This is a genomic window from Amycolatopsis sp. NPDC050768, assembly GCF_040654155.1.
Taxonomy (GTDB): domain Bacteria; phylum Actinomycetota; class Actinomycetes; order Mycobacteriales; family Pseudonocardiaceae; genus Amycolatopsis.
This window is the reverse complement of sequence record NZ_JBFAHL010000009.1, coordinates 47774-67501: the sequence shown is the minus strand read 5'-3', so window position 1 is coordinate 67501 and position 19728 is coordinate 47774. Positions and strand designations below refer to the sequence as shown.

21 protein-coding genes, 1 tRNA gene and 2 pseudogenes are annotated in these 19728 nt (G+C 70.2%); 11 read left to right on the top strand and 13 right to left on the bottom strand.

Annotated elements, in window-relative coordinates; genetic code table 11:
- Positions 1 to 15: 15 nt before the first annotated feature.
- From AB0H62_RS25960 to AB0H62_RS25940, 5 genes are all read right to left on the bottom strand, one after another.
- The gene (locus AB0H62_RS25960; protein WP_360588705.1) at positions 16 to 870 is read right to left on the bottom strand and encodes a TIGR03621 family F420-dependent LLM class oxidoreductase; all 855 of its coding nucleotides are present in this window, start codon (positions 868 to 870) and stop codon (positions 16 to 18) included.
- A 97-nt stretch (positions 871 to 967) separates the two neighbouring features.
- Positions 968 to 1948 (bottom strand): ribose-phosphate diphosphokinase, encoded by a 981-nt coding sequence (locus tag AB0H62_RS25955; protein WP_220244310.1) that lies wholly within the window; start codon positions 1946 to 1948, stop codon positions 968 to 970.
- A complete protein-coding gene (gene glmU, locus AB0H62_RS25950; RefSeq protein WP_220244309.1) occupies positions 1945 to 3438 on the bottom strand; it encodes a bifunctional UDP-N-acetylglucosamine diphosphorylase/glucosamine-1-phosphate N-acetyltransferase GlmU in 1494 nt (497 codons plus the stop codon). Before glmU ends, AB0H62_RS25955 begins: the two co-directional genes overlap by 4 nt.
- A gap of 48 nt (positions 3439 to 3486) precedes the next feature.
- The gene (locus tag AB0H62_RS25945; protein WP_360588703.1) at positions 3487 to 5181 is read right to left on the bottom strand and encodes a GGDEF domain-containing protein; all 1695 of its coding nucleotides are present in this window, start codon (positions 5179 to 5181) and stop codon (positions 3487 to 3489) included.
- Positions 5182 to 5289: 108 nt separating this feature from the next.
- Positions 5290 to 5361 (bottom strand) — tRNA-Gln (locus AB0H62_RS25940).
- A gap of 206 nt (positions 5362 to 5567) precedes the next feature.
- Between AB0H62_RS25940 and AB0H62_RS25935 the strand changes: the two genes are divergently transcribed.
- The gene (locus AB0H62_RS25935; RefSeq protein ID WP_220244307.1) at positions 5568 to 6530 is read left to right on the top strand and encodes an acyl-CoA desaturase; all 963 of its coding nucleotides are present in this window, start codon (positions 5568 to 5570) and stop codon (positions 6528 to 6530) included.
- 78 nt (positions 6531 to 6608) lie between these two features.
- Here the strand turns inward: AB0H62_RS25935 and AB0H62_RS25930 are convergent, their stop codons facing one another.
- Positions 6609 to 7514, bottom strand: a complete 906-nt coding sequence (locus tag AB0H62_RS25930; RefSeq protein WP_360588700.1) for a LysR family transcriptional regulator — start codon at positions 7512 to 7514, stop codon at positions 6609 to 6611.
- 80 nt (positions 7515 to 7594) lie between these two features.
- Between AB0H62_RS25930 and AB0H62_RS25925 the strand changes: the two genes are divergently transcribed.
- From AB0H62_RS25925 to AB0H62_RS25910, 4 genes are all read left to right on the top strand, one after another.
- Entirely contained in the window at positions 7595 to 8419 is an 825-nt protein-coding gene (locus AB0H62_RS25925) for an oxidoreductase (protein WP_220244305.1), read from the top strand.
- Between the two features lie 141 nt (positions 8420 to 8560).
- Positions 8561 to 9628 (top strand): zinc-binding alcohol dehydrogenase family protein, encoded by a 1068-nt coding sequence (locus tag AB0H62_RS25920; RefSeq protein ID WP_360589050.1) that lies wholly within the window; start codon positions 8561 to 8563, stop codon positions 9626 to 9628.
- A gap of 102 nt (positions 9629 to 9730) precedes the next feature.
- Entirely contained in the window at positions 9731 to 10321 is a 591-nt protein-coding gene (locus AB0H62_RS25915; protein WP_220247130.1) for a TetR/AcrR family transcriptional regulator, read from the top strand.
- A gap of 44 nt (positions 10322 to 10365) precedes the next feature.
- Positions 10366 to 10731: a nuclear transport factor 2 family protein gene (locus AB0H62_RS25910; RefSeq protein ID WP_220244304.1), complete on the top strand. Its 366-nt coding sequence runs from the start codon at positions 10366 to 10368 to the stop codon at positions 10729 to 10731.
- Here the strand turns inward: AB0H62_RS25910 and AB0H62_RS25905 are convergent.
- From AB0H62_RS25905 to AB0H62_RS25895, 3 genes and pseudogenes are all read right to left on the bottom strand, one after another.
- Positions 10728 to 11117: an NUDIX domain-containing protein gene (locus AB0H62_RS25905; protein WP_220244303.1), complete on the bottom strand. Its 390-nt coding sequence runs from the start codon at positions 11115 to 11117 to the stop codon at positions 10728 to 10730. The genes AB0H62_RS25910 and AB0H62_RS25905 overlap by 4 nt on opposite strands.
- On the bottom strand, positions 11114 to 11281 hold the full coding sequence (locus AB0H62_RS25900; RefSeq protein ID WP_360589047.1) for an isochorismatase family protein: 168 nt from the start codon (positions 11279 to 11281) through the stop codon (positions 11114 to 11116). Before AB0H62_RS25900 ends, AB0H62_RS25905 begins: the two co-directional genes overlap by 4 nt.
- Before the next feature lie 115 nt (positions 11282 to 11396).
- A pseudogene (locus AB0H62_RS25895) lies at positions 11397 to 11567 on the bottom strand (isochorismatase); the annotation flags it as partial.
- A gap of 130 nt (positions 11568 to 11697) precedes the next feature.
- Here AB0H62_RS25895 and AB0H62_RS25890 point away from each other — a divergent pair.
- Positions 11698 to 12417, top strand: a complete 720-nt coding sequence (locus AB0H62_RS25890; RefSeq protein ID WP_220244301.1) for an SDR family oxidoreductase — start codon at positions 11698 to 11700, stop codon at positions 12415 to 12417.
- On the opposite strand, the gene AB0H62_RS25885 is transcribed toward AB0H62_RS25890, so the two are convergent.
- From AB0H62_RS25885 to AB0H62_RS25875, 3 genes are read right to left on the bottom strand one after another with little or no spacing between them, the layout of a single operon-like run.
- Positions 12414 to 13595: a PQQ-dependent sugar dehydrogenase gene (locus tag AB0H62_RS25885; protein WP_360588697.1), complete on the bottom strand. Its 1182-nt coding sequence runs from the start codon at positions 13593 to 13595 to the stop codon at positions 12414 to 12416. The genes AB0H62_RS25890 and AB0H62_RS25885 overlap by 4 nt on opposite strands.
- Before the next feature lie 37 nt (positions 13596 to 13632).
- On the bottom strand, positions 13633 to 14280 hold the full coding sequence (locus AB0H62_RS25880; protein WP_354863994.1) for a response regulator transcription factor: 648 nt from the start codon (positions 14278 to 14280) through the stop codon (positions 13633 to 13635).
- Positions 14277 to 15404, bottom strand: coding sequence for a histidine kinase (locus AB0H62_RS25875; protein ID WP_266118432.1), 1128 nt, complete (start codon positions 15402 to 15404; stop codon positions 14277 to 14279). Before AB0H62_RS25875 ends, AB0H62_RS25880 begins: the two co-directional genes overlap by 4 nt.
- A gap of 147 nt (positions 15405 to 15551) precedes the next feature.
- Between AB0H62_RS25875 and AB0H62_RS25870 the strand changes: the two genes are divergently transcribed.
- Positions 15552 to 16154, top strand: a complete 603-nt coding sequence (locus tag AB0H62_RS25870) for a methyltransferase domain-containing protein (protein ID WP_360588695.1) — start codon at positions 15552 to 15554, stop codon at positions 16152 to 16154.
- Complete coding sequence (locus AB0H62_RS25865) at positions 16126 to 16632, top strand: DedA family protein (RefSeq protein ID WP_360588693.1); 507 nt, start codon at positions 16126 to 16128, stop codon at positions 16630 to 16632. The genes AB0H62_RS25870 and AB0H62_RS25865 overlap by 29 nt, the downstream gene beginning before the upstream one ends.
- Here AB0H62_RS25865 and AB0H62_RS25860 read toward each other — a convergent pair.
- Complete coding sequence (locus AB0H62_RS25860; RefSeq protein ID WP_360588691.1) at positions 16574 to 17377, bottom strand: helix-turn-helix transcriptional regulator; 804 nt, start codon at positions 17375 to 17377, stop codon at positions 16574 to 16576. The genes AB0H62_RS25865 and AB0H62_RS25860 overlap by 59 nt on opposite strands.
- Before the next feature lie 77 nt (positions 17378 to 17454).
- Here AB0H62_RS25860 and AB0H62_RS25855 point away from each other — a divergent pair, with 77 nt between their 5' ends.
- From AB0H62_RS25855 to AB0H62_RS25845, 3 genes and pseudogenes are all read left to right on the top strand, one after another.
- A complete protein-coding gene (locus AB0H62_RS25855) occupies positions 17455 to 18372 on the top strand; it encodes an LLM class flavin-dependent oxidoreductase (protein WP_360588689.1) in 918 nt (305 codons plus the stop codon).
- Between the two features lie 635 nt (positions 18373 to 19007).
- Positions 19008 to 19580 carry a DUF3558 family protein gene (locus AB0H62_RS25850; RefSeq protein WP_360588687.1) on the top strand — a complete coding sequence of 191 codons (573 nt, stop codon included), beginning with the start codon at positions 19008 to 19010 and terminating at the stop codon, positions 19578 to 19580.
- Positions 19581 to 19613: 33 nt separating this feature from the next.
- Positions 19614 to 19724 (top strand): annotated as a pseudogene (locus tag AB0H62_RS25845) (FAD-dependent monooxygenase); the annotation flags it as partial.
- Between the last annotated feature and the right edge of the window lie 4 nt (positions 19725 to 19728).

Here is a 19728-nt window from a genome sequence, read left to right as displayed (position 1 = left end):
TGGATCACTCGGTGGTCAACGGCCGCGCAACCGAGCGACCACCGGTGCCAGCGTCTCCATCATCGAGTCGAAAACCGTGATGTACGAAAACCCGTACCGTTTCCGGCGCTCGACGAGCTGCGTGACGATTTCGTCGACCGTTCCGAGCAACAGCTGCGGAGCTTCGAGGAGCTCGTCGACGCCGGGTTCCGGGTCTGTCAACGCCTGCCATTCCGCGGCGGCGGCGCGGCGATCGTCGGTCACGACCACCCGCTGGACCAGCATGTTGTACTCGATTTCCCGACCTCCCGCGAGTGACCGGAAGTACGCCACCCGCGCATCCATCGCCGAAGCCGGATCCAGCACGAACGTCCCCGGCGGCTTACCCGGGGCTTGGCGCAGACCGGCGAACCCCACGATGTCCGCATCAGACGCCGCCAGCGACAGCACCCCGTCGCTGTTGCCCGCGATCAGCAGCGGCGGAAGATCCGCGCCGAACCGAGAACGCAGCTCGGCCAAGCCATCACGCAGGTAAGCGATCCGATCGGCAGCCTTCAGCCACGGCAACCCGGCCTCGTCGAACTCCGACTTCATGTGGCCCGAACCCAGCCCCAGCTCCAACCGCCCACCGGTCAGGACCCAGGTGTTCGCCACATCTCGCGCGAACAAAGCCACGTTGTAGAACGGCAGGTTCGACACCAACGTCCCCACGCGCGGTCGAGAAGTGGCAGCCGCCGCGGCCACCAGCGCGGGAAACGGCGCGGGGCGGCCGGCGCCCAGGTGGTCGGGCACGCTGATCGCGTCGTACCCGAGCTCCTCGGCCCGCCGGCACAAGCCGACGAACGACGAATCGACAGTCCGCAGACTGACACCGAACTTGAAGTTCCCCATGACGCACGAACCTAGCCGCGCCACGCCACGCGGCACACACAGTTTCGCCGCCGGCGGATCGAAATCCACCGACGGCGAAAAGGAAAACCCAAAACTGTCAGGCAGCCCCGTCGAACAACGAAGTCACCGAGCCATCCTCGAACACCTGCTGAATCGCCTCCGCCAGCATCGGCGCGATCGACAGCACCGTCAGCCCCGGGAACCGCTTCTCGTCGGGGATCGGCAGGGAGTTCGTCACGATGACCTCGCGCGCCTTGCACTGCGAAAGCCGCTCGGTCGCGGGGTCCGACAAGATCCCGTGCGTCGTGGCGATGACGACGTCGGCGGCACCTTCCTCGATCAAAGCCTCCGTGGCCTTCACGATCGTGCCACCGGTGTCGATCATGTCGTCGATCAGCACGCAGAGCTTGCCCTGCACCTTGCCGACCACGCGGTTGGCCACGGCCTGGTTCGGCTTGTCCGGGTCGCGCGTCTTGTGGATGAACGCGATCGGCCGGTCGCCCAGCTGCTGCGCCCACTTCTCCGCCAGCCGCACGCGGCCCGAGTCGGGCGAAACGACCGTGATGTCGGCGTCGCCGTAAGTCGCCTTGATGTGGTCCGCGAGGACGGACTGCGCCATCAGGTGGTCGACCGGGCCGTCGAAGAAGCCCTGGATCTGGGCGGTGTGCAGGTCGACCGTCATGATCCGGTCGGCGCCCGCGGTCTTGAACAGGTCGGCGATGAGCCGGGCCGAGATCGGCTCGCGGCCCTTGTGCTTCTTGTCCTGCCGCGCGTACGGGTAGAACGGCATGACCACGGTGATCCGCTTGGCGGAGGCGCGCTTGAGCGCGTCCACCATGATCAGCTGCTCCATCACGTACTCGTTGATGGGCGTGGTGTGCGCCTGGATCACGAAGGCGTCCGTACCGCGCACCGACTCCTCGAACCGCACGAACAGCTCACCGTTGGCGAACGTGTGCGCGGTCTGCGGGGTGATGGTCACGTTGAGGTGCTTGGCGACCTCTTCCGCGAGCTCCTGGTGCGCCCGGCCGGAGAAGAGCATCAGATTCTTCTTCGGCGTACCTTGCTTCGGACTCATGCTGGCGACTCCCCGTCGTTTCCTGCTTCCGACACGGACACGGCGGTGTCCTCACTCGCGGCGAGCGCGGCTTCCGCCGCCTCCGCCGCGGGCGTGCCCGGCCTGCGCCGGACCGCCCAGCCCTCGACGTTGCGCTGGGGCCCCGCCGAGAGCGCAAGTGCACCAGGCGGCACGTCCTCCCGGATCACCGCACCCGCTCCACTGTAAGCGCCGTCACCGATCCGCACCGGCGCCACGAGTGTGTTGTCCGCACCGAGTCGCACGTGGGAGCCCACGACGGTCTGGTGCTTGTTCACGCCGTCGTAGTTCACGAAGACGCTGGAGCAGCCGATGTTGCTGTGGTCGCCGACGGTCGCGTCGCCCACGTAAGTGAGGTGCGGCACCTTCGTGCCGGTGCCGATCTGCGCGTTCTTCGTCTCCACGAACGCGCCCAGCTTGCCCTTCGCGCCCAGCTTGGTGCCGGGCCGCAGGTAGGTGTAGGGGCCGACGTTCACGCCGTCGCCCAGCTCGGACTGGTCGGCGTGTACGCGGACCACGGACGCGCCGGCCCCGACCGTCACCGAGGTCAGCGTCGTGTCCGGGCCGACCACGGAGCCTTCGCCGATCGACGTGGTGCCCTTGAGCTGCGTGTTCGGCTCCAGCAGCACATCGCGCGAGAGCGTTACGTCCGCTTCGATCCACGTGGTGTTCGGGTCGGTCACGGTCACGCCCTCGCGCTGCCAGCGGCGCACGATCCGGCGGTTGTACTCGGCGCCCAGCGTCGCCAGCTGCACGCGGTCGTTCACGCCCTCGGTGACCCACGGGTCGTCGACCACCAGCGCGCCGACGCCCTTGCCGTCGTGGTGGGCGATGCCCAGCACGTCGGTGAGGTACAGCTCGCCCTGCGCGTTGTCCGTCGACAGCCGCGAGAGACCGTCGGTGAGCACCGCGGCGTCGAACGCGTAGACGCCCGAGTTGATCTCCGTGATCTCGTGCTGCGCCGGCGTCGCGTCCTTGTGCTCGACGATCGACTGGACCACGCCCGCGTCGTCGCGCACGATCCGCCCGTAGCCGGCCGGATTCTCGACCACGGCGGTGAGCACGGTGACCGCGTTGCCCGAGCCGGTGTGCTCGGCCAGCAGCGCGGCGAGGGTCTCGGTGTCGAGCAGCGGCACGTCGCCGTAGCTCACGAGCACGGTGCCGGTGAGGCCGGCGGGCAGCTCGTGCAGCGCGCACGACACGGCGTGGCCGGTGCCTTTCTGCTCGGCCTGCACGGCCGTGGTGACCTCGCGGCCCAGCACTTCGCCGACGCGCGCCAGCTCGGCACCGACGGCTTCGCGGCCGTGGCCGATCACCACCACCAGGTGTTCGGGGTTCAGTCCGGCCGCGGCGCGGACGGCGTGTTCCACCAAGGGGCGCCCGGCGATCGGGTGCAGCACCTTCGGGGTGGACGAACGCATGCGGGTGCCCTCACCCGCGGCGAGGATCAGCGTGCTCAGCGGGCCGCTCAACGAGACTCCCAACAACGATTTACCGGCTCGTTCCGACGGGCAACGATCCTACGTGGGCTCCTCGGCGCCCCACGAGGGGTCGGCCGGGATGCTCTCCGCGGGCCAGCTCGCGCCGGCGTCGCCCGCCATCGAATTCGCGGAGGTGACCTGGTTGCCCCCACCGCGTTTTGCTTCGTACATCGCCGCGTCCGCGCGCGCGAGCACCTGCTCGGCCCGCTCCTGCGGCCGCAGCGACACCAGCCCGATGGACAGGGTGACGCCGTGCGAAAGGTGGTGCGGCAGCTCCGCCACCGACTTCACCGCGCGCCCCAGCGCCATCTTCGCGGCCGACGCGGGCGCGCCCGGCAGCAGGACGATGAACTCGTCCCCGCCGTAGCGCGCGACAACGTCGTCGCCGCGCAGGGCGTCACGCAGCGTGCTCGCGACGACGCGGAGCACGTTGTCTCCCTCGGCGTGCGACTGCTTGTCGTTGACGCCCTTGAACCCGTCGAGGTCCACGAGCCCGACGGCGAGCGGCTGCGCGTCGGCCGACGACGCCAGCGCGCGCAGGCGTTCGTCGAGCGCGCGGCGGTTGGGCAGGCCGGTGAGCGGGTCCTGCAGCGCTTGCTGCGTGATCGCACCGTGTTCGGCCGACAGCCGTTCGTGTTCGCGGCGCGCGTTGAGCGTGGCGATCTGCGACTCGCGCAGCGTCCACATCTCGGCCTCGAGTGTGGTCGCGTAGTCGATCAGCGACTTGCTGGCGCCCGACGCGTAGTCCGGCGTGGTGTCGAGCCGCGCGAGCTCGCGGGCGATGTTGAGGCGCATCGACGGCTGGGAGATGTCCTCGGACATCGCCTTGCGCGTCTCGCGCAGCACGTCGAGCGCTTCTTCGCGGCGCCCGGCTCGGTCGAGGCAACGCGCGAGCGCGATGGCGACGATCTCCTGCTCGTGCGGGAAGTGGTGGCCGTGGCGCATCTGGTTGAGGCGGTCGACGTGTTCCGCGGCCGGGTTGTGCAGCGCCAGCGCCGAAGCGAGTACGCCCACCTGGTCCACGGCCGAGACGCCGGCCTTGCGCGGGAACAGCGATTCGGCGAACGGACCCTCGGCCGCCACCGCCATCGACGCGGCGGTGCGGAACTTCTCCGCCGCCTCGTCGTACTGCTCGATGCGCTCCAGGCGCAGGCCCCAGCCCACCAGCATTTTCACGCGGTTCATCAGCTGCAGCGTGATCTCGTGGGGGCTCGCGCTCTCGCGGATCGCCTGGTGGGCGCGGCTGATGACCTCTTCGGCCGCCTCGTACACGCCCAGCTGGTTGAGCACGATCCAGCAGTCGATGAGCGCCATCGACTGCATGCGGTTCCAGTTGCGCACGCCGACCTGGCGGTCGGGGATCGTGGAGTCGTCGAGGATCGCGAGCGCGCGGGCGATCTCAGTGAGCGCGGCATCTTCCTGCGCGGCCAGCACCAGCCGGCGCCCGCGCAACGCGTGCGCGTCGGCGCGCAGCAGTGACAGGCCGTGGCGGCGGGTGTGGGCGAGCATCTCGTCGAGCCGCGGCTCCGCTTCGGCGGCCAGCCCGCGCGTGACCAGGCGGGCGAACGCCGACGCGCGCAGCAGCTGCGCGACCAGCGTCGGTTCGCCGCGGCGCAGGGTTTCCTCGAGCAGCCCGTCCATGATCTCGACGATCTCGAGCTGCTTGTCGAACTCCTGCCGCTGGACGGCGGCGATCAGCTCACGCGCGCGGCCGACCAGCCACGCGTCGGACATCTCGACGAGAGTCGGACGCCGGGCGGTTCCGGGGTCGATCGCTCCATCGCTCAGCCGCCCCACACCCCCATCGCTTCGCTGTCTCGCCTCGGGTTGGTCACACGCCTGCTCCGCCGCCAGGATTCGAACCTGAACTGTCAGAACCAAAATCTGAAGTGCTGCCGATTACACTACGGCGGATCGATCCTGGTCAGGATAGCGATGATCGGCGACAGTGGTGGCGGGAGGGTGAAGCGCCCGCGCCCGGGGTACTTCACGGGTTGAACCGCGCCGGACCGGAACAGACATTTCGGGCCTCCCCAGGGCTCGAAACCTCCTGTACCGTAACTTACGGCATCGTAGGTTAGGTCACCCTTCGCAGGGGCTCGTAGGAAGAAGTGAACTGTATGACGGCCACCCTCGACCGTTCCCAGCCCGCTGGAGAGCCGCCGGCCCCGAAGGGCCCCAAGCCGATCATCGAAGGTCAGCGCGGCATCGGCGTGCAGCTGTCCGTGTACTTCGGCGTGCTCGCGCCGCTGGTGGCCCTGCTGGTCGCCGTCCCGTTCGCGTGGGGCTGGGGACTGACCTGGGTCGACGTCGCGCTGTTCGTGGTGTTCTACGGCGTCAGCGGCCTGGGCATCACCGTCGCGTACCACCGGTACTTCACCCACGGGTCGTTCAAGGCCAAGCCGTGGCTGCGTGTGGTGATGGCCATCGCCGGCAGCATCGCCTTGCAGGGCCCGGTGATCACCTGGGTGGCCGACCACCGTCGTCACCACGCGTTCTCCGACCGCGACGGCGACCCGCACTCGCCGTGGATGTTCGGCACCTCGCCGGCCGCCATCGCCCGCGGGTTCTGGCACGCGCACATGGGCTGGCTGTTCGAGCGTGACACGAGCAACCAGGCCCGCTTCGCGCCCGACCTGGTGAAGGACTCGGCCATCCGGAAGGTCGACGACCTGTTCTGGCTCTGGGCGCTCCTGTCGCTGACGCTGCCGGCGCTGCTGGGCGGCCTCATCTCGTGGTCGTTCTGGGGTGCGCTCACCGCGTTCTTCTGGGCCGGCCTCGTGCGCATCTGCGTGCTGCACCACGTGACCTGGTCCGTGAACTCCATCTGCCACATGATCGGCGAACGCCCCTTCGCGGCGCGTGACCGCTCGGCCAACTTCTGGCCGCTGGCGATCTTCTCCTTCGGTGAGTCCTGGCACAACCTGCACCACGCCGACCCGACCTCGGCCCGCCACGGCGTGAAGCGCGGCCAGATCGACATGTCGGCCCGCCTGATCTGGATGTTCGAGAAGTTCGGCTGGGTGCACGACGTGCGCTGGCCGACTCCGCAGCGGCTGGCGAGGATCGCTTCCGAGGGCTGAGTCTTTCTGTTTTCTTAGCGGACCACCGGTTTTCGGTGGTCCGCTTTTATTTGAGGGCTGGTTCGACCGGGCCGGGTTTCACCGCTCCGGATCGCGTTGGGTGGCCAGCCGGGCGGCGCGCGCGTACCCGTGGACCAGCGGCCGGGTGTCGTCCTTGCGCCACGCCAGCGCGAGGCGGCTCGGGGACACGCCGCGCACCGGGAGGGCGACGACGTCGCCGCGGGTGAGCAGGGGTGCGTTGCCGGCGGCGATGAGGCAGACGCCGCGGCCGTCGACGAGGGCCTCGTAGGTTTCGTCCGCGCTGCTGATCTCGGCGCCGATCACGGGGGCGTGGCCGCCGCGGGCTTCCGGGGCGAGCCAGTAGTCGCGCAGCGGGCCGGCGTCGGCGGGCAGGGCGAGGAACGGTTCGTCGAGCAGGTCGGTGAAGTCCACTGTGGACTGCCCGGCGAGCGGGTGGGCGGCGGACATCGCGACCAGACGAGGTTCCTCGGCGACCACGACCCAGCTGTAGCGTTCGGCGCCCGGCACCGGGAGCCACACGAACGCGACGTCGGTCGAGCCGTCGGCGAGCCCCGCCGTGGAGTCGTGCCAGCCGACCTGGCGGAGCGTGAGCCGGGCGTTCGGGTGCTCGTCGGTGAACCTCGACCGGATCGCGGGCAGCATGCCGCCGCGGCCGGGGCTCGTGCTCATGCCGACGACGAGCGTGCCGCGTTGCTCGGCCTTCGCCTGCGTGGCGGCGTCGTGCGCCGCGTCCCACTCCGCGAGCACCCGGCGGGCGTGCGGCAGCAAGGCCTCGCCCACCGGCGTCAACCGGACCTCGCGGCGGTCGCGATCGAACAATGGCGCCCCGAGCTGGCGTTCGAGCATGCGGATCTGCTTGCTCAGTGCGGGCTGGGAGACGTAGAGGCGCTCGGCCGCGCGCGTGAAGTGGAGCTCCTCGGCGGCCGTGACGAAGTACCGCAGATCGCGGCCGTGCACGTCCATAGCCAATGGTTATCACAGCAGGTCTTGGACCCGCGAGCGAATTTCGCCCAGAGTCGGTGGAAGCGAAAGGGGCTCAGGACATGAACAAGGTTTGGCTGATCACCGGCGCGAACAGTGGCTTCGGCCGCGCGCTTACCGAGGCCGCGGTGGCGGCCGGCGACGTGGTGGTCGCGGCGGCGCGGCGCACCGAAACGCTGGCCGACGTCGTCGCCGCGCACCCGGACCAGGTGGAGGCGGTGGCGCTCGACGTCACGGACCTCGCGGCGGTCGACGCCATTGTCTCGTCGGTGATCGCTCGGCACGGCCGGCTCGACGTGCTGGTGAACAACGCCGGCCGCAGCCACGTCGGCGCGTTCGAGGAGACCACCGACGAGGAGCTGCGGTCGCTGTTCGACGTGCACGTCTTCGGCCCCGCGGCCCTCGTGCGCGCCGCGCTGCCGCACATGCGCGAGCGGCGTTCCGGCGCGATCGTGCAGCTGAGCAGCATGGGCGGGCAGCTGTCGTTCGCGGGGTTCTCGGCCTACAGCGGCACGAAGTTCGCGTTGGAGGGGCTGTCGGAGGGGCTCGCCGACGAGGTGGGCCGCCTGGGGATCAAGGTGCTGATCGTGGAGCCGGGCGCATTCCGCACCGGTCTGTGGGGCAGCACGAGCCGCAGCGGCGAGATCGACGACTACGCCGATTCGGTCGGCCCCACGCGCCGCCTCGTCGTCGACGCCGACGGCACGCAGGCCGGCGACCCCGCCAAGGCCGCCGCGGCCATCCTCACCGCGCTCGACGCCCCGGACACCCCGCTGCGCTTGGCCCTCGGCGCGGACGCCGTCGACGCCATCGGCGGCCACCTCGACCAGGTGCGCGCCGATCTGACGGCCTGGGAGGGTCACGCGCGCAACACCGCGTTCGCCTGAGCGCGCCGCGTCTTCGCCGGCGGCTCGTGTCGTGCCCGGACCATGCGGATCACGCACACCCGGGTTGACTGATCTTCGCTTCCGGCATGCCTTCGCGTGGTCCTACCGTTCGGGAAAGTGCTTGAGCAGAAAGGCTTTCCCGTGCGCGCAGCCACCCTGACCGCTTTCGGTTCCCCGCTCGTCGTCGGCGAGGTGCCCGATCCGCCGGACGGCGAAGTGCTCGTCGAGGTCCTCGCGACGATCGTGCCCCCGTACGCCGCCGAAGTGTTCAGCGGTGAACGGCGGTATCCGCTCGAACCGCCCGTGGTGCCCGGCATCGGGGGGATCGGGCGGGTGCGACGCGTCGGGACGGACGCGACCAAACTGACTCCGGGTGACCTCGTGTGGTGCGATTCGACCGTTCGCGCCCGCGACGATGCCCTCACCCCCGACATCACGCTGCAGGGCTGGAGCTCCCGCGGAGAGGGCGGCGCGCGCCTGTCGCGGTACTTCCACGACGGCGCGTTCGCCGAGCTCATGCGCGTGCCCACTGAAAACGTCCATCCGCTGCCCGCCGGCGTGGATCCCGTGCGGTGGGCGGCGCTGGGCGTGCACGTGATCCCGTATGGCGGCCTGCTCGCGGGCGGGCTCGCGGCCGGAGAGACGGTGCTGGTCAGCGGCGCGACCGGCAATCTGGGCAGCTGCGCGGTGGCCGTGGCCCTGGCGATGGGTGCCGGCCGCGTCGTGGCGCCGGGCCGCAACCGGGCGGTGCTCGACCTGCTGGCCGACCGGTTCGGCACGCGCGTGCGGCCGGTCGAGCTCTGCGGCGACGCCGACACGGACCGTGCCGCGATGGGCGCGAACGGTCCCGTCGACCTCGTGCTCGACCTGCTCCCGCCGCGGGCCCCGGCGTCCGTCGCCCGCGCCGCCGCGATGACCGTGCGCGAACACGGCCGCGTGGTGCTGATGGGCGGTGTCGGCATGCTCGGTGGCGCGGATCTGTCCCTGCCGTACCCGTGGCTGATGCGGAACTCGGTGACGGTGCGGGGCCAATGGATGTACCCGCGCGCGGCCAACGTCGGGATCATCCGCCTTGTCGCGTCGGGTGCGCTCGACCTGGCACCGGAGCGGGTGACGCGGTTCGGATTGGCCGAGGTCGACAAGGCTGTCGCGCACTCCGCCGCTTCGGGCGGCGCCTTCTCACGAACGGTGCTCACTCCGATGGCGTGACACGCTGCGGCTACCCTGCTGCGCATGGCGGGGAGACGAAGGGCGAAGCGCGAAGCAGCGGTCACCGGTGCGCGACCGGCGGCGCCGGTGACGCGCGTCCGCATGACGGGCAGCGAGCGCCGGCAACAGCTGCTCCTCGTCGCGCGCGCGTTGTTCGCGGAGAAGGGCTTCGACGGCACCTCGGTGGAAGAGATCGCCTCCCGCGCGAACGTCTCGAAACCCGTCGTCTACGAACACTTCGGCGGCAAGGAAGGCATCTACGCGGTCGTCGTGGACCGCGAAACGCAGCTCCTGCTCGACCGCATGGTCAACACCCTCCACGGCGGCCACCCGCGCGTCATGCTCGAACAAGCGGCGATCGCCCTGCTCAGCTACGTCGAGGACTCCCACGACGGCTTCCGCATCCTCGTCCGCGACTCCCCGGTGGCCAGCTCCACGGGCACCTTCTCCACCGTGCTGAACGACATCGCGGGCCAGGTCGAACACATCCTCGCCCAGCAATTCGCGGCGCGCGGGTACGAGGAGAAACTGTCGGCGCTGTACGCGCAGGCTTTGGTGGGGATGGTGGCGTTGACGGGCCAGTGGTGGCTGGACGCGCGCAAGCCGAAGCGGGATGAGGTGGCGGCGCATCTGGTGAACTTGGCTTGGAACGGGTTGTCGCATTTGGAGCACAAGCCGAGGTTGCTGGGCTGAGCTGGGGGCTTGTCCGAACGGCGCCGGTGCTTGACGATCATCCGATGAAGACTTTCCGGGAAGCCGTCGAGACCAAAGACCTCGACGCCGCCATCGCGTTGTTCGCCGAGGACGCCGTGTTCCGCAGCCCCGCCGTGCACCGGCCCTACCAGGGGCGCGAGCAGGTCGCGGCGATCCTGCGCGCGGCGTTCGCGGTGTTCGAGGACTTCGGCTACCAGCGGGAACTGAAAGACGACCACGGCCACGCCCTCGTCTTCACCGCGCGCGTCGGCGACCGTGAAGTGGAGGGCTGCGACTTCTTGCGCACCAACGGAGCCGGCGAGATCGACGAGCTCGTCGTCATGGTGCGCCCGCTGTCGGGGCTCAACGCGCTGGCCGCGGCGATGCAGAAGCAGCTCGGCGACAGCTAGAGCACGCCGCGCGCGTGCAGGTCGTCGAAGATGAGCTGTACCACCGCGGACACCCGGGGACGGTCCTCGAAACCCAGCCAATCGAAGGCGGCGATCTCGCTCGAAGCCGCCAAGGTGCCGGAAAACGTGCCGGTGTAACAGGTCATCCGCACCACCGTGCCCGCCGAACGCCCGTCCGCCTGCGCCTCCCACACGCCGGCGGGCGCGAGCGACGACGGGTCCAGCGCGACCGTCAGCTCCTCCGCGATCTCCCGCACCAGCGCCTCGGCGTCCGACTCGCCCGGCTCGCGCTTGCCGCCCGGCAGGTACCACGTGTCCTTGCCCGAAGACACCGCCGCGAGCACGCGGCCGTCCACCACGTGCAGCCACGCGAGTTTGTCGATCATCCCAGCGCCGCTAGGGTTTCGGTCGTGGTGAGCACCGTGCCGAGCCGCGGGAAGATCTTCGTGGTGGACGATTCGTGTGACACGTCCGAAAGGCCCGTCATCGCGTCGGACACGGCGATCACGGCGTACCCGTGGTCCGCGGCGGCGCGTAGCGTCGACTCCACGCCGAACTCCGTCGCGATGCCGCCGAACACGACGGTGCGCACGCCCCGCGTCGCGCAGGTGCGCGTGGAGATCGGTGTTGTAGAAGCCGCCGATCGTGGCCTTGACCACGAGCTTTTCGCCGTTGCGCGGCTTCAGCTCCGGGATCACGTCGCTGCCCGGCGCGCCCTCGGAGCCCGGGCGCATCGCCTGGATGATCACGATCTGCGCGCCGGCTTCGGAAAACGCGTCGCGCAGGCGCACGGCGTTGGCGGCGGCCTCGGGCCCGGCGAACGGCGTCGTCGGCATCGCGACGATGCGCTCCTGGAAGTCGACGAGCACGAGCGCCGTCGACGCGGGGTCGATCTCAGTCATACGGCAGATCCTAGGCCGATCCCGGTACGGTCTGTGTTCGTCCACTGGGGAAAGGATGTAAGTGATGAACCGGGAAGTAGTGGTCACCGGCGGTGGCACGGGAATCGGCTACGCCATCGCGGCGGCGTTCGCGCGCGCCGGCGACCGCGTGACGATCACCGGCCGCCGCGAGAGCGTGCTCGCCGAGGCCGCGGCGCTGCTCGGTGCGAAGGCGGTCGCGTTCGACGCCGGCGATCACGAGGCCGTCGAGGCGGCCTTGCCGGCCTTGCCGGAACGCGTTGAGGTATTGGTGAACAACGCCGGCGGTAACACCGATTTCCTCCGCGACGACAACATCGACCTCGCCACCCTGAACACCGCCTGGACGGCCAATTTCCGCGCCAATGTCTTCACCGCCGCGTTGGTCACGGCGGGTTTGCGCGACCGTATCGCCGACAACGGCCGAATCATCACCATCGGGTCCATCTCCGCACACACTGGCGCCGGTTCGTACGGCTGGGCCAAGGCCGCCGTCGAGGCGTGGAACTCGGATGTCGCCAGGGTTCTGGGGCCGCGGCGAATCACCGCGAACGTGGTCGCGCCCGGCCTGATCGTGGACACGGAATTCTTCCACGGCAAGCTCACCGACGAACGCCGCGGCCGGCTGGTCGCCACCACGATGAACAAACGAGAGGGCCGTCCGGAAGACATCGCGGAAGTCGTGGAGTTCCTCGCCGGTCCCGGCGCGGGCCACGTGACGGGTCAGGTCGTCCACGTCAACGGCGGCGCCTACCAGGGCTCTTAAGTGCCCGGGGTGACGCGGAGCAATTTGTCATCCGATCCGTTCGAGGTGGTCACGTAAAGCGCACCGTCCGGCGACGAACGGACGGCGCGCAACCGCCCGAACCGGTCGTCGAATTCCGGCGGCAGCGTCACCGAAGTGACATTCGCCGCGGCATCCAGGTGCAGTAGCAACAGTTTCTGCCCCTTCAACGCCACCACGGCCAACGCACCTTCATTGGCACCCCACTGAGGTCCGGTCAGGAACGCGTCACCGGAGGTCGCCTCGGTGATCTCCCCGGAAGTCCAGAGTGGACGGACGGCGTCGGGGAAGCGCGTGAGATCCGTCATCGGCACGCTCTCGTCGTACGAAGAATCCGTCCCGCCCTTCGACGGATCCCACCCGTAGTTGGCGCCGGGCCGGATCAAGTTCACCTCGTCGTCGAACGTCGGCCCGTGCTCGGAAGTCAGCACCTGCCCGGTCCCGGGCCGGATCGCGACGCCCTGGATGTTGCGGTGCCCGTAGGTGTAAATCCGCCGCTCACGCGGATCCGTCGAAGCATAGAAAGGGTTGTCCGGCAACGCTTCCCCGGTCTTCGCGTTGATCCGCAGCACTTTCCCGCCCAGGCTGTGCCGGTCCTGCGCGATCGTCGACCGCGCCGTGTCCCCGGTCCCGACGAGCAGCGCGCCGTCCGGAGCCAGCGTCGGCCGGCAGCCGGAATGCCGGCCGCTGGGGTTCACCGGCAGTCCCGTCAGCAGATCCCGCACCTTCGACGCACTGGCCCCATCGGGCGCGAGCCGCCACGTGACCAGCCGGACGTCGACCGCCCGGCCGCCCTCCTGATGCGTCTGACACGTCGTGAACTCCCGCGACGAAGCGAAATCCGCCGCGAGCACCATCCCCATCAGCCCGCCCTCACCCTGCACGAGGACGTCGGAGAAATCGGCGCGCACCTCAGTGGTCCGCCCACCCCGGATCAACGCCAGCTTCCCCGGCCGCTGCGGCACCAGCAGTGAACCGTCCGGCAGGAACCCGACGTCCCACCCGTGCTCGAGCCCGCCCGCCACCTCCTCGACACGAAACCCGGTGGCAGACGCCGCCGAAGGCGCGCTCGTCAAAGGCGGCGGCGCACTCGCCGCCCCCGAACAAGCGGCAGCGAGCACCGCGACTGACGCGAGCAGCACGACTCCGGGCAGGCGCATACCGCCCAGCATGCCCGACAAATGCGACGTTCGCGTCTCAATCGCCGGGCCGGACCAGCCCCGACTCGTACGCGAACACCACCGCGTGCACCCGGTCGCGCAGGCCCAGCTTGGCGAGGACGCGCCCGACGTGGGTCTTCACCGTCGTCTCGCCGATGAACAGCTTGCCCGCGATCTCGCCGTTCGACAGCCCGCGCGCGATCAGTCCGAGCACGTCCTTCTCCCGCTCGGTGAGCGAATCCAGCTTCGCCGACTCGACGGGCCGCCCGGCCAGGTAGCGGTCGAGCAGCCGCCGCGTGACCGACGGCGACACCATCGCGTCGCCGCGCAGCACGCCGCGGATGGCCACCAGCATCTCGTCCGACGGCGCGTCCTTCACCAGGAACCCGCTCGCGCCGGCGCGCAGGGCCGAGTAGGCGTATTCGTCGAGGTCGAACGTCGTGATCACCAGCACCCGCACGTCCGGCAGGGCGGCGCAGATGCGCTCGGTCGCGGCGACGCCGTCGAGCACCGGCATGCGCACGTCCATCAGCACCAGGTCAGGTCGTCGTTCGCGGGCGATCCGCACGGCCTCCTCGCCGTCGCCCGCCTCCGCGACGACGTCGAGGTCCGGCTGGCTGTCCACGATCATCCGCAACCCGACGCGCACCAGCTCCTGGTCGTCGCAGATCAGCACGGACGTCATCGCGCCGCGCCTGTCCGCAGCGTCGCGAGCACGCGGAACCCGCCGTCGGGCAGCGGGCCCGTCTCGAGCTTGCCGCGGTAGAGCTCCACGCGCTGCGCCATCCCGGCCAGCCCGCGCCCCGACGACGGCAGCCCGGCCGCCACGGGCTCGCGGCCCCCGGTGTTCGTCACCTCGACCAGCACTTCGGTGCGCGTGAACTCCACGCGCACCCGGGCGGACGCGTCGACGGGAGCGTGTTTGAGCATGTTGGTCAGCGCCTCCTGGACGATCCGGTACGCCTGCAGCGCGGCGCCCGTGGGCAGGTCGGTGGCATCACCGGTCACCTCGAGCTCGACGTCGCGCCCGGACTGTTCCACGAGAGTGCGCAGCTCGTCGAGTGTCGGCTGCGGCGTGCGCGCGGGCTCGCCGGCGTGCATCACCTCGAGCAGCCGCCGCAGCTCCGCGAGCGCCCCGCGCCCGGTGCGGCTGATGGTGTCGAGCGTGCGGTCCACGGCGTCCGGGTCCTGGTGCCGCGCGAGCTTCGCGCCCTCCGCGTTGAGCACGATCACGCTCATGCTGTGGGCGAGCACGTCGTGCAGCTCGCGCGCGATGCGCGTGCGCTCTTCCGCGACGGCCGCGCGTGCCTGCGCCTGCCGCTCCGACACCGCGAGGTCAGCGCGCAGCCGTTCTTCGTCGGTCAGCTGCTCCTTCGCGCGGAAGAACTCGCCGAGCGCCCACGCCGCGATATGCAGCGGCAGCACCCCGACGATCGTCAACGTGGGGTACTGCGTGGCGACGCCCCACGTGGCCCCCCACATCCAGTCGAGGCCCAGCACGGCCGCCGCGATGACCGCCGCGAACCGGCGGTCACCCTTCTTGACCAGCGTGAACAGCACCACCGCCATCGCCAGCTCACTGCGTCCGCGGTCGAACGCCCACACCTCGTTCGTGTAGACGGCCACCACCCCGGCGATGATCAGCACCGCCGTCGTCCGCGGCCACCGCCGTCGCACGAGCAACGGCAGCAGGAACGCCAGCGGCACCAGGCGCAGGGACCAGTCGCCGGCCGCGATGTTCGGCCCGAGCAGCACGAAGACGGCGTATAGCGGCAGGTCCAGCGTCCAGCGCTGCCTGCGTACCCACATCACCAGTGCTCGCACGTCTCCGAACGTAACGCTCGTCGGCCGCTCGCCGCGTCCTTCCGCGGTATGCCTCGCCTCCTCCGATGGGACGACCCACGCGGCCCGATCGGCCGATCCGCGGCCACACCCGGCGTCCCTAGTTTCGGGAACATGTCGATCACCACGGAGTTCTTCCGGCACCCCATGCTGACGGGTGCTGTCGCGGCGAGTTCGGGGTTCCTGGCCACGGCCATGACCCGAGGCCTGGGTCTCGAGGGCGCGTCTTCGGTCGTCGAGCTGGGGCCGGGGACGGGGGTGTTCACGTCGGCGGTGCTGGCGTTGCTGCCGGCGTCTGCGTCCTTCACGGCTGTGGAGATCAATCCCCGGCTGGCCTCTTCGCTGCGTTCGCGGTTCCCCTCGGTCTCGGTGGTGTCCGGCTCGGCTTCCTCGGTGGGTTCCCTGGGGCTGGCCCCACCGGACGTCGTGATCTCCGGCCTGCCCTGGACCGCCATGCCGTCTTCGCGACAGCAGGAGATTTTGGACTCGACCTGCTCGATCCTGTCCCCGCGCGGCTGCTTCACGACGTTCGCCTACGCGCACACCGCCTGGACACCGCCGGCCCGCCGCTTCGCCCGCCTGCTGCGCAGCCGCTTCTTCGTGGTCGAGCGGACTCCAGTGGTGTGGCGGAACTTGCCGCCGGCGTTCGTGTATCGGGCCGCTTTGCCGGTTTCCGCCGGGGTTTCCCGTGAACGCTCTGCTGCACCCGCTTCTTGACGCACCCGCGGTGGTCGTCTACGTCGTGTGTGCCTTGGTGATCACGGCGGAAACGGCTCTGCTACCGGGAATCGTGCTGCCGACACTGTCCACTTTGCTGCTGATGGGTTTCCTGGTGCAGCGGGGGACCTTGTCCTGGTGGATGGCATTGGTGGTGTGCGTTTGTGCCGCTGTTCTCGGCGACCAGGTCGCGTACTGGGAGGGGCGGATGTTGGGCCCGCGGCTGCGCTCTTCGCGGCTGGGGCGCCGGGTTGGCGCGGCGCGCTGGGACCGGGCTGAGTCGGTGATCGTGCGGTTCGGCGTGCCGGCGGTGGTTTTGGGCCGGTGTTCGGCGGGGGTGCGGACGTTGGTGCCCCGCGTCGCCGGGTCGGCTGGGCTGCCTTATCGGCGGTTTGTGGTGGGGAGTGTTTGTGCCGCGGTCATGTGGGCGGGGGTGGAGTTGCTGGCGGGGCAGTTGGCGGGGTGGGTTGCGCCGTAAGCAAAGCCGCCGTTTTCGCGTCCGCCGGCAGGAACGTCTCCAGGCTCAGCTCCGCGATCGTCACGTCGACGGCCGTCGTGAGGCGGGTGATGGCGGTGATCAGGTGGAGGTCGCCCAGGGAGGTGGACAGCTGCAGGGGGACCGCGAAGCCGAGGTGGTCCGGCGAAGGCGGCGAAGGCGCGGGTAGGTACGACGTCAGCTCCGCCAGCAACTCGGCCTGACGCGGATCCGGCAGACCCTGGCGGGGGCGTTCGAGCACGTGTTGCGCCCAGTCGGCGAAGTTGTGGATGCGCGGGGCCATGCCGTCGGGGTGGAGGGCGAGGCGCAGGACGTTCACGGGTGGCGCCAGCAGGTCCGGCGAGACGCCCTCCGTCAGGAGAGTAAAGGCGTCGTTCGCGGAGACCAGGGTGCCGTAGCGGTCGATGATCAGCGCCGGGTACGGGTGGTGGCCGTCGAGCAGGGCCGTCAAGGAATCGAGGACGGGGGCCAGCCGGGGGTCGTCCAGTGGCGTCTCGGCGTAGCGCGGGGCGAAGCCGGCCGCCAGGAGCAGGGCGTTGCGTTCGCGCAGGGGCAGGCCGAGGGCTTCGGCCACGCGGACGACCATGCCGCGGCCGGGAGCCGAACGGCCACGTTCCAGGAAGCTCACGTGCCGCTGCGTGGTGCCGGCGGCCAGGGCCAGGTCGAGCTGGCTGAGGCGGCGGCGGGTGCGGGCGTCGCGCAGCGCGGTGGCGAAGGCCGGGTCCATGGGGCCAGGCAAGCAGAACCCGCGCCATTCCTTCAAGGGAATTGCCGCCGGACGCGCGGCGGAACAATCTCGACCGCATGCACTACGGACTTCTCCTGCCCGCCGGGCAGGCCCAGCTTCCCGTCACCGCCGTCGTCGAGCTCGCGCGCGAGGCCGAGCGCCTCGGCTTCGACTCCGTCTGGGCGGGCGACTCGCTCGTCCGCGCGCGGGCCGAGCCGCTCACCTTGCTGACCGCTGTCGCGCAGGCCACCGAGCGCGTGACGGTGGGGACCGCCGCGCTGTTGCCCGCGTTCCGTCAGCCCGTGCAAGCGGCCCTGACGATCTCGACCCTCGACCAGCTCTCCGGCGGCCGCCTCGTGCTCGGCCTCGGCGCGGGGTTCCCCGGCTTCAGCGAGCCGGAGTTCGACCTGGTCGGTGTGCGGTTCAAGACGCGCTTCTCCCACCTCGACGACGTCGCCCGCCTCTGGCGCGACCTTTGGACCGGCACGCCCCGCTCGTTCCACGGCAAGGTCCTCCACCACGACTGGCTCCCCGACGTCCCCGCGCCATCCCGCCCCGGCGGCCCCCCGCTGTGGCTCGCCGGCGCGACGCCGTCCGCCCTCCGCCGCACGGCCGACCTCTACGACGGCTGGCTGCCCTACCCGCCCGACCCCGCCGACTACGCCCGCGGCCTCACCACCATCCGCTCCCTCTCCGACCGCCCCATCACCCCGGCGCTCTTCGCGACGGCCTTCATCGCCGACGACCCCGTCCGCGGCCGCCGGTCGCTGGACACCTACTGCCAAGCCGCGTACGGCCGCCCGCTGTCCGCGATCGGCACCATCCAGACGATGCTCACGGGCCCGGTCGAGACCGTCGCGGCCGGCTTGCGCGAGTACGAACTCGCTGGTGCAGACCACATTCTGATCCGCATCGCCGCCCTGGACGCCGACGTGGTGGCCGACCAGCTGCACCTGCTGTCCGGACTCTTGCCGACCAATTTTCCGCAACACTGAACCCCCGAGCGCCTTCCATCCGTGTCGTGAATGGATCCCCACCCGGGGGATCCGTTGACACGAAAGGAAAGCCATGAAGATCACCGGAGACCCCGACTGGAACCGCGACACCACCCGTAACATCAACCGCCGCGCAGTCACCGCCGGCTAAGCCGCACCCTCTCCTCGGGGTTCGCCGCGCGGCGGCCGGCCACCCCAGCCGGCCTTGACTATCCGCCCCTCCGCGACGAACCCCCTGCGGCGCAACGCTTTTCACGCGGGCCTGTGACGCCCTGCCGAACCCGTTGCGCCGCGGCTGTCCCCTCGTTGCCCGGCAGTTGTCCGCGGTTGTCCACAACTGCGCTCGGCTGTGGACAAGGTCCCGCAGGCCGCCGGTTTTGTCGGTGTGCGCCGGTAGAATGGATCCAGGGTGGCCTTTGGGAGGGTGGGCTCTGCGTCGTGGGGGTTGTAGGGGTTCTGGGGCAGATACCGAGCGGCACACGAAAGGCGCCCGACGAGTGCGGGCTAGTACGCAACACCCCGCCCCGAAAGTGTGATCCTCGGAATCAGCCAACGTCGCGACGCTGCATCAAGCAGTAAGCAGCGCGGCGCCTTTGCCGGGACCGGTCCCGAGTGCCGGACGTACGGTGCGACGCATGCAGCGGCTCACGGTGGCTTTCGCGCTGGTGTTAATGGGTGTCGTCGCCTGCGGCGTGCCCGATCGGCAGACGAGCCCAACAGCGTCATCGGTGACAAAGCCGACCGCAAACCCGACCCCAAAGCCGACCGCACCACCGACCACCCCCTCGACCGCCGCGGCGAAGCCGACGATCGCCGGCCTGGCCGATCATCCCTGCCAGGCTCTGGCTCACGAAGACGCCGTCCGGTTGAACGTGGTCATCGACGGCGCGGAAGTCCCCGACCCGAGCGGCAATGCCTGCCAGTGGGGTGCACCAGGCGCACTGGTCACCTTGACCGCCTACCCGACAACCGACAAGACCCGGGACCCGGGCGTCCAGCAGCTCACCGTCAGCACGATCGCGGGGCACCGCGCGCTGCTGGGCCAGATCACGCACGGCCCGGACACCGGCTACATGATCTTCGTCATGACCGGCCCGGGCCAGTCGATCCGACTCTCCGCGGTCGGCTTCGGTCCCGGCGCACCGGGACCCGACCCGCTCACGGTCGGCAAGAACTTCGCCGCGGCGATCATCCACCGGCTGAGCTGACGAGAAGGCCTCCATCGCGCTGGGCACGGCGGCCAAGGCCTCAACGTCGGCCTCGGCGACGCCACCAACCTCGGCTGGAAACTCGCCCTCGTCGCTAGGTCGCCCCCGGACTGTCGGTGCCCCGACGTAGTCTGGAAGACGTGACCGA

Coding starts and splice junctions, on each gene's coding strand:
- AB0H62_RS25875 (WP_266118432.1), bottom strand. CDS start 15,404: ATGTGGGTACGCAGGCAGCGCTGGACGCTGGACCTGCCGCTATACGCC.
- AB0H62_RS25870 (WP_360588695.1), top strand. CDS start 15,552: ATGTCGATCACCACGGAGTTCTTCCGGCACCCCATGCTGACGGGTGCT.
- AB0H62_RS25930 (WP_360588700.1), bottom strand. CDS start 7,514: ATGGACGTGCACGGCCGCGATCTGCGGTACTTCGTCACGGCCGCCGAG.
- AB0H62_RS25855 (WP_360588689.1), top strand. CDS start 17,455: ATGCACTACGGACTTCTCCTGCCCGCCGGGCAGGCCCAGCTTCCCGTC.
- AB0H62_RS25885 (WP_360588697.1), bottom strand. CDS start 13,595: ATGCGCCTGCCCGGAGTCGTGCTGCTCGCGTCAGTCGCGGTGCTCGCT.
- AB0H62_RS25945 (WP_360588703.1), bottom strand. CDS start 5,181: ATGTCCGACGCGTGGCTGGTCGGCCGCGCGCGTGAGCTGATCGCCGCC.
- AB0H62_RS25935 (WP_220244307.1), top strand. CDS start 5,568: ATGACGGCCACCCTCGACCGTTCCCAGCCCGCTGGAGAGCCGCCGGCC.
- AB0H62_RS25915 (WP_220247130.1), top strand. CDS start 9,731: ATGACGGGCAGCGAGCGCCGGCAACAGCTGCTCCTCGTCGCGCGCGCG.
- AB0H62_RS25905 (WP_220244303.1), bottom strand. CDS start 11,117: ATGATCGACAAACTCGCGTGGCTGCACGTGGTGGACGGCCGCGTGCTC.
- AB0H62_RS25955 (WP_220244310.1), bottom strand. CDS start 1,948: ATGAGTCCGAAGCAAGGTACGCCGAAGAAGAATCTGATGCTCTTCTCC.
- AB0H62_RS25960 (WP_360588705.1), bottom strand. CDS start 870: ATGGGGAACTTCAAGTTCGGTGTCAGTCTGCGGACTGTCGATTCGTCG.
- AB0H62_RS25890 (WP_220244301.1), top strand. CDS start 11,698: ATGAACCGGGAAGTAGTGGTCACCGGCGGTGGCACGGGAATCGGCTAC.
- AB0H62_RS25925 (WP_220244305.1), top strand. CDS start 7,595: ATGAACAAGGTTTGGCTGATCACCGGCGCGAACAGTGGCTTCGGCCGC.
- AB0H62_RS25860 (WP_360588691.1), bottom strand. CDS start 17,377: ATGGACCCGGCCTTCGCCACCGCGCTGCGCGACGCCCGCACCCGCCGC.
- AB0H62_RS25850 (WP_360588687.1), top strand. CDS start 19,008: ATGCAGCGGCTCACGGTGGCTTTCGCGCTGGTGTTAATGGGTGTCGTC.
- AB0H62_RS25880 (WP_354863994.1), bottom strand. CDS start 14,280: ATGACGTCCGTGCTGATCTGCGACGACCAGGAGCTGGTGCGCGTCGGG.
- AB0H62_RS25910 (WP_220244304.1), top strand. CDS start 10,366: ATGAAGACTTTCCGGGAAGCCGTCGAGACCAAAGACCTCGACGCCGCC.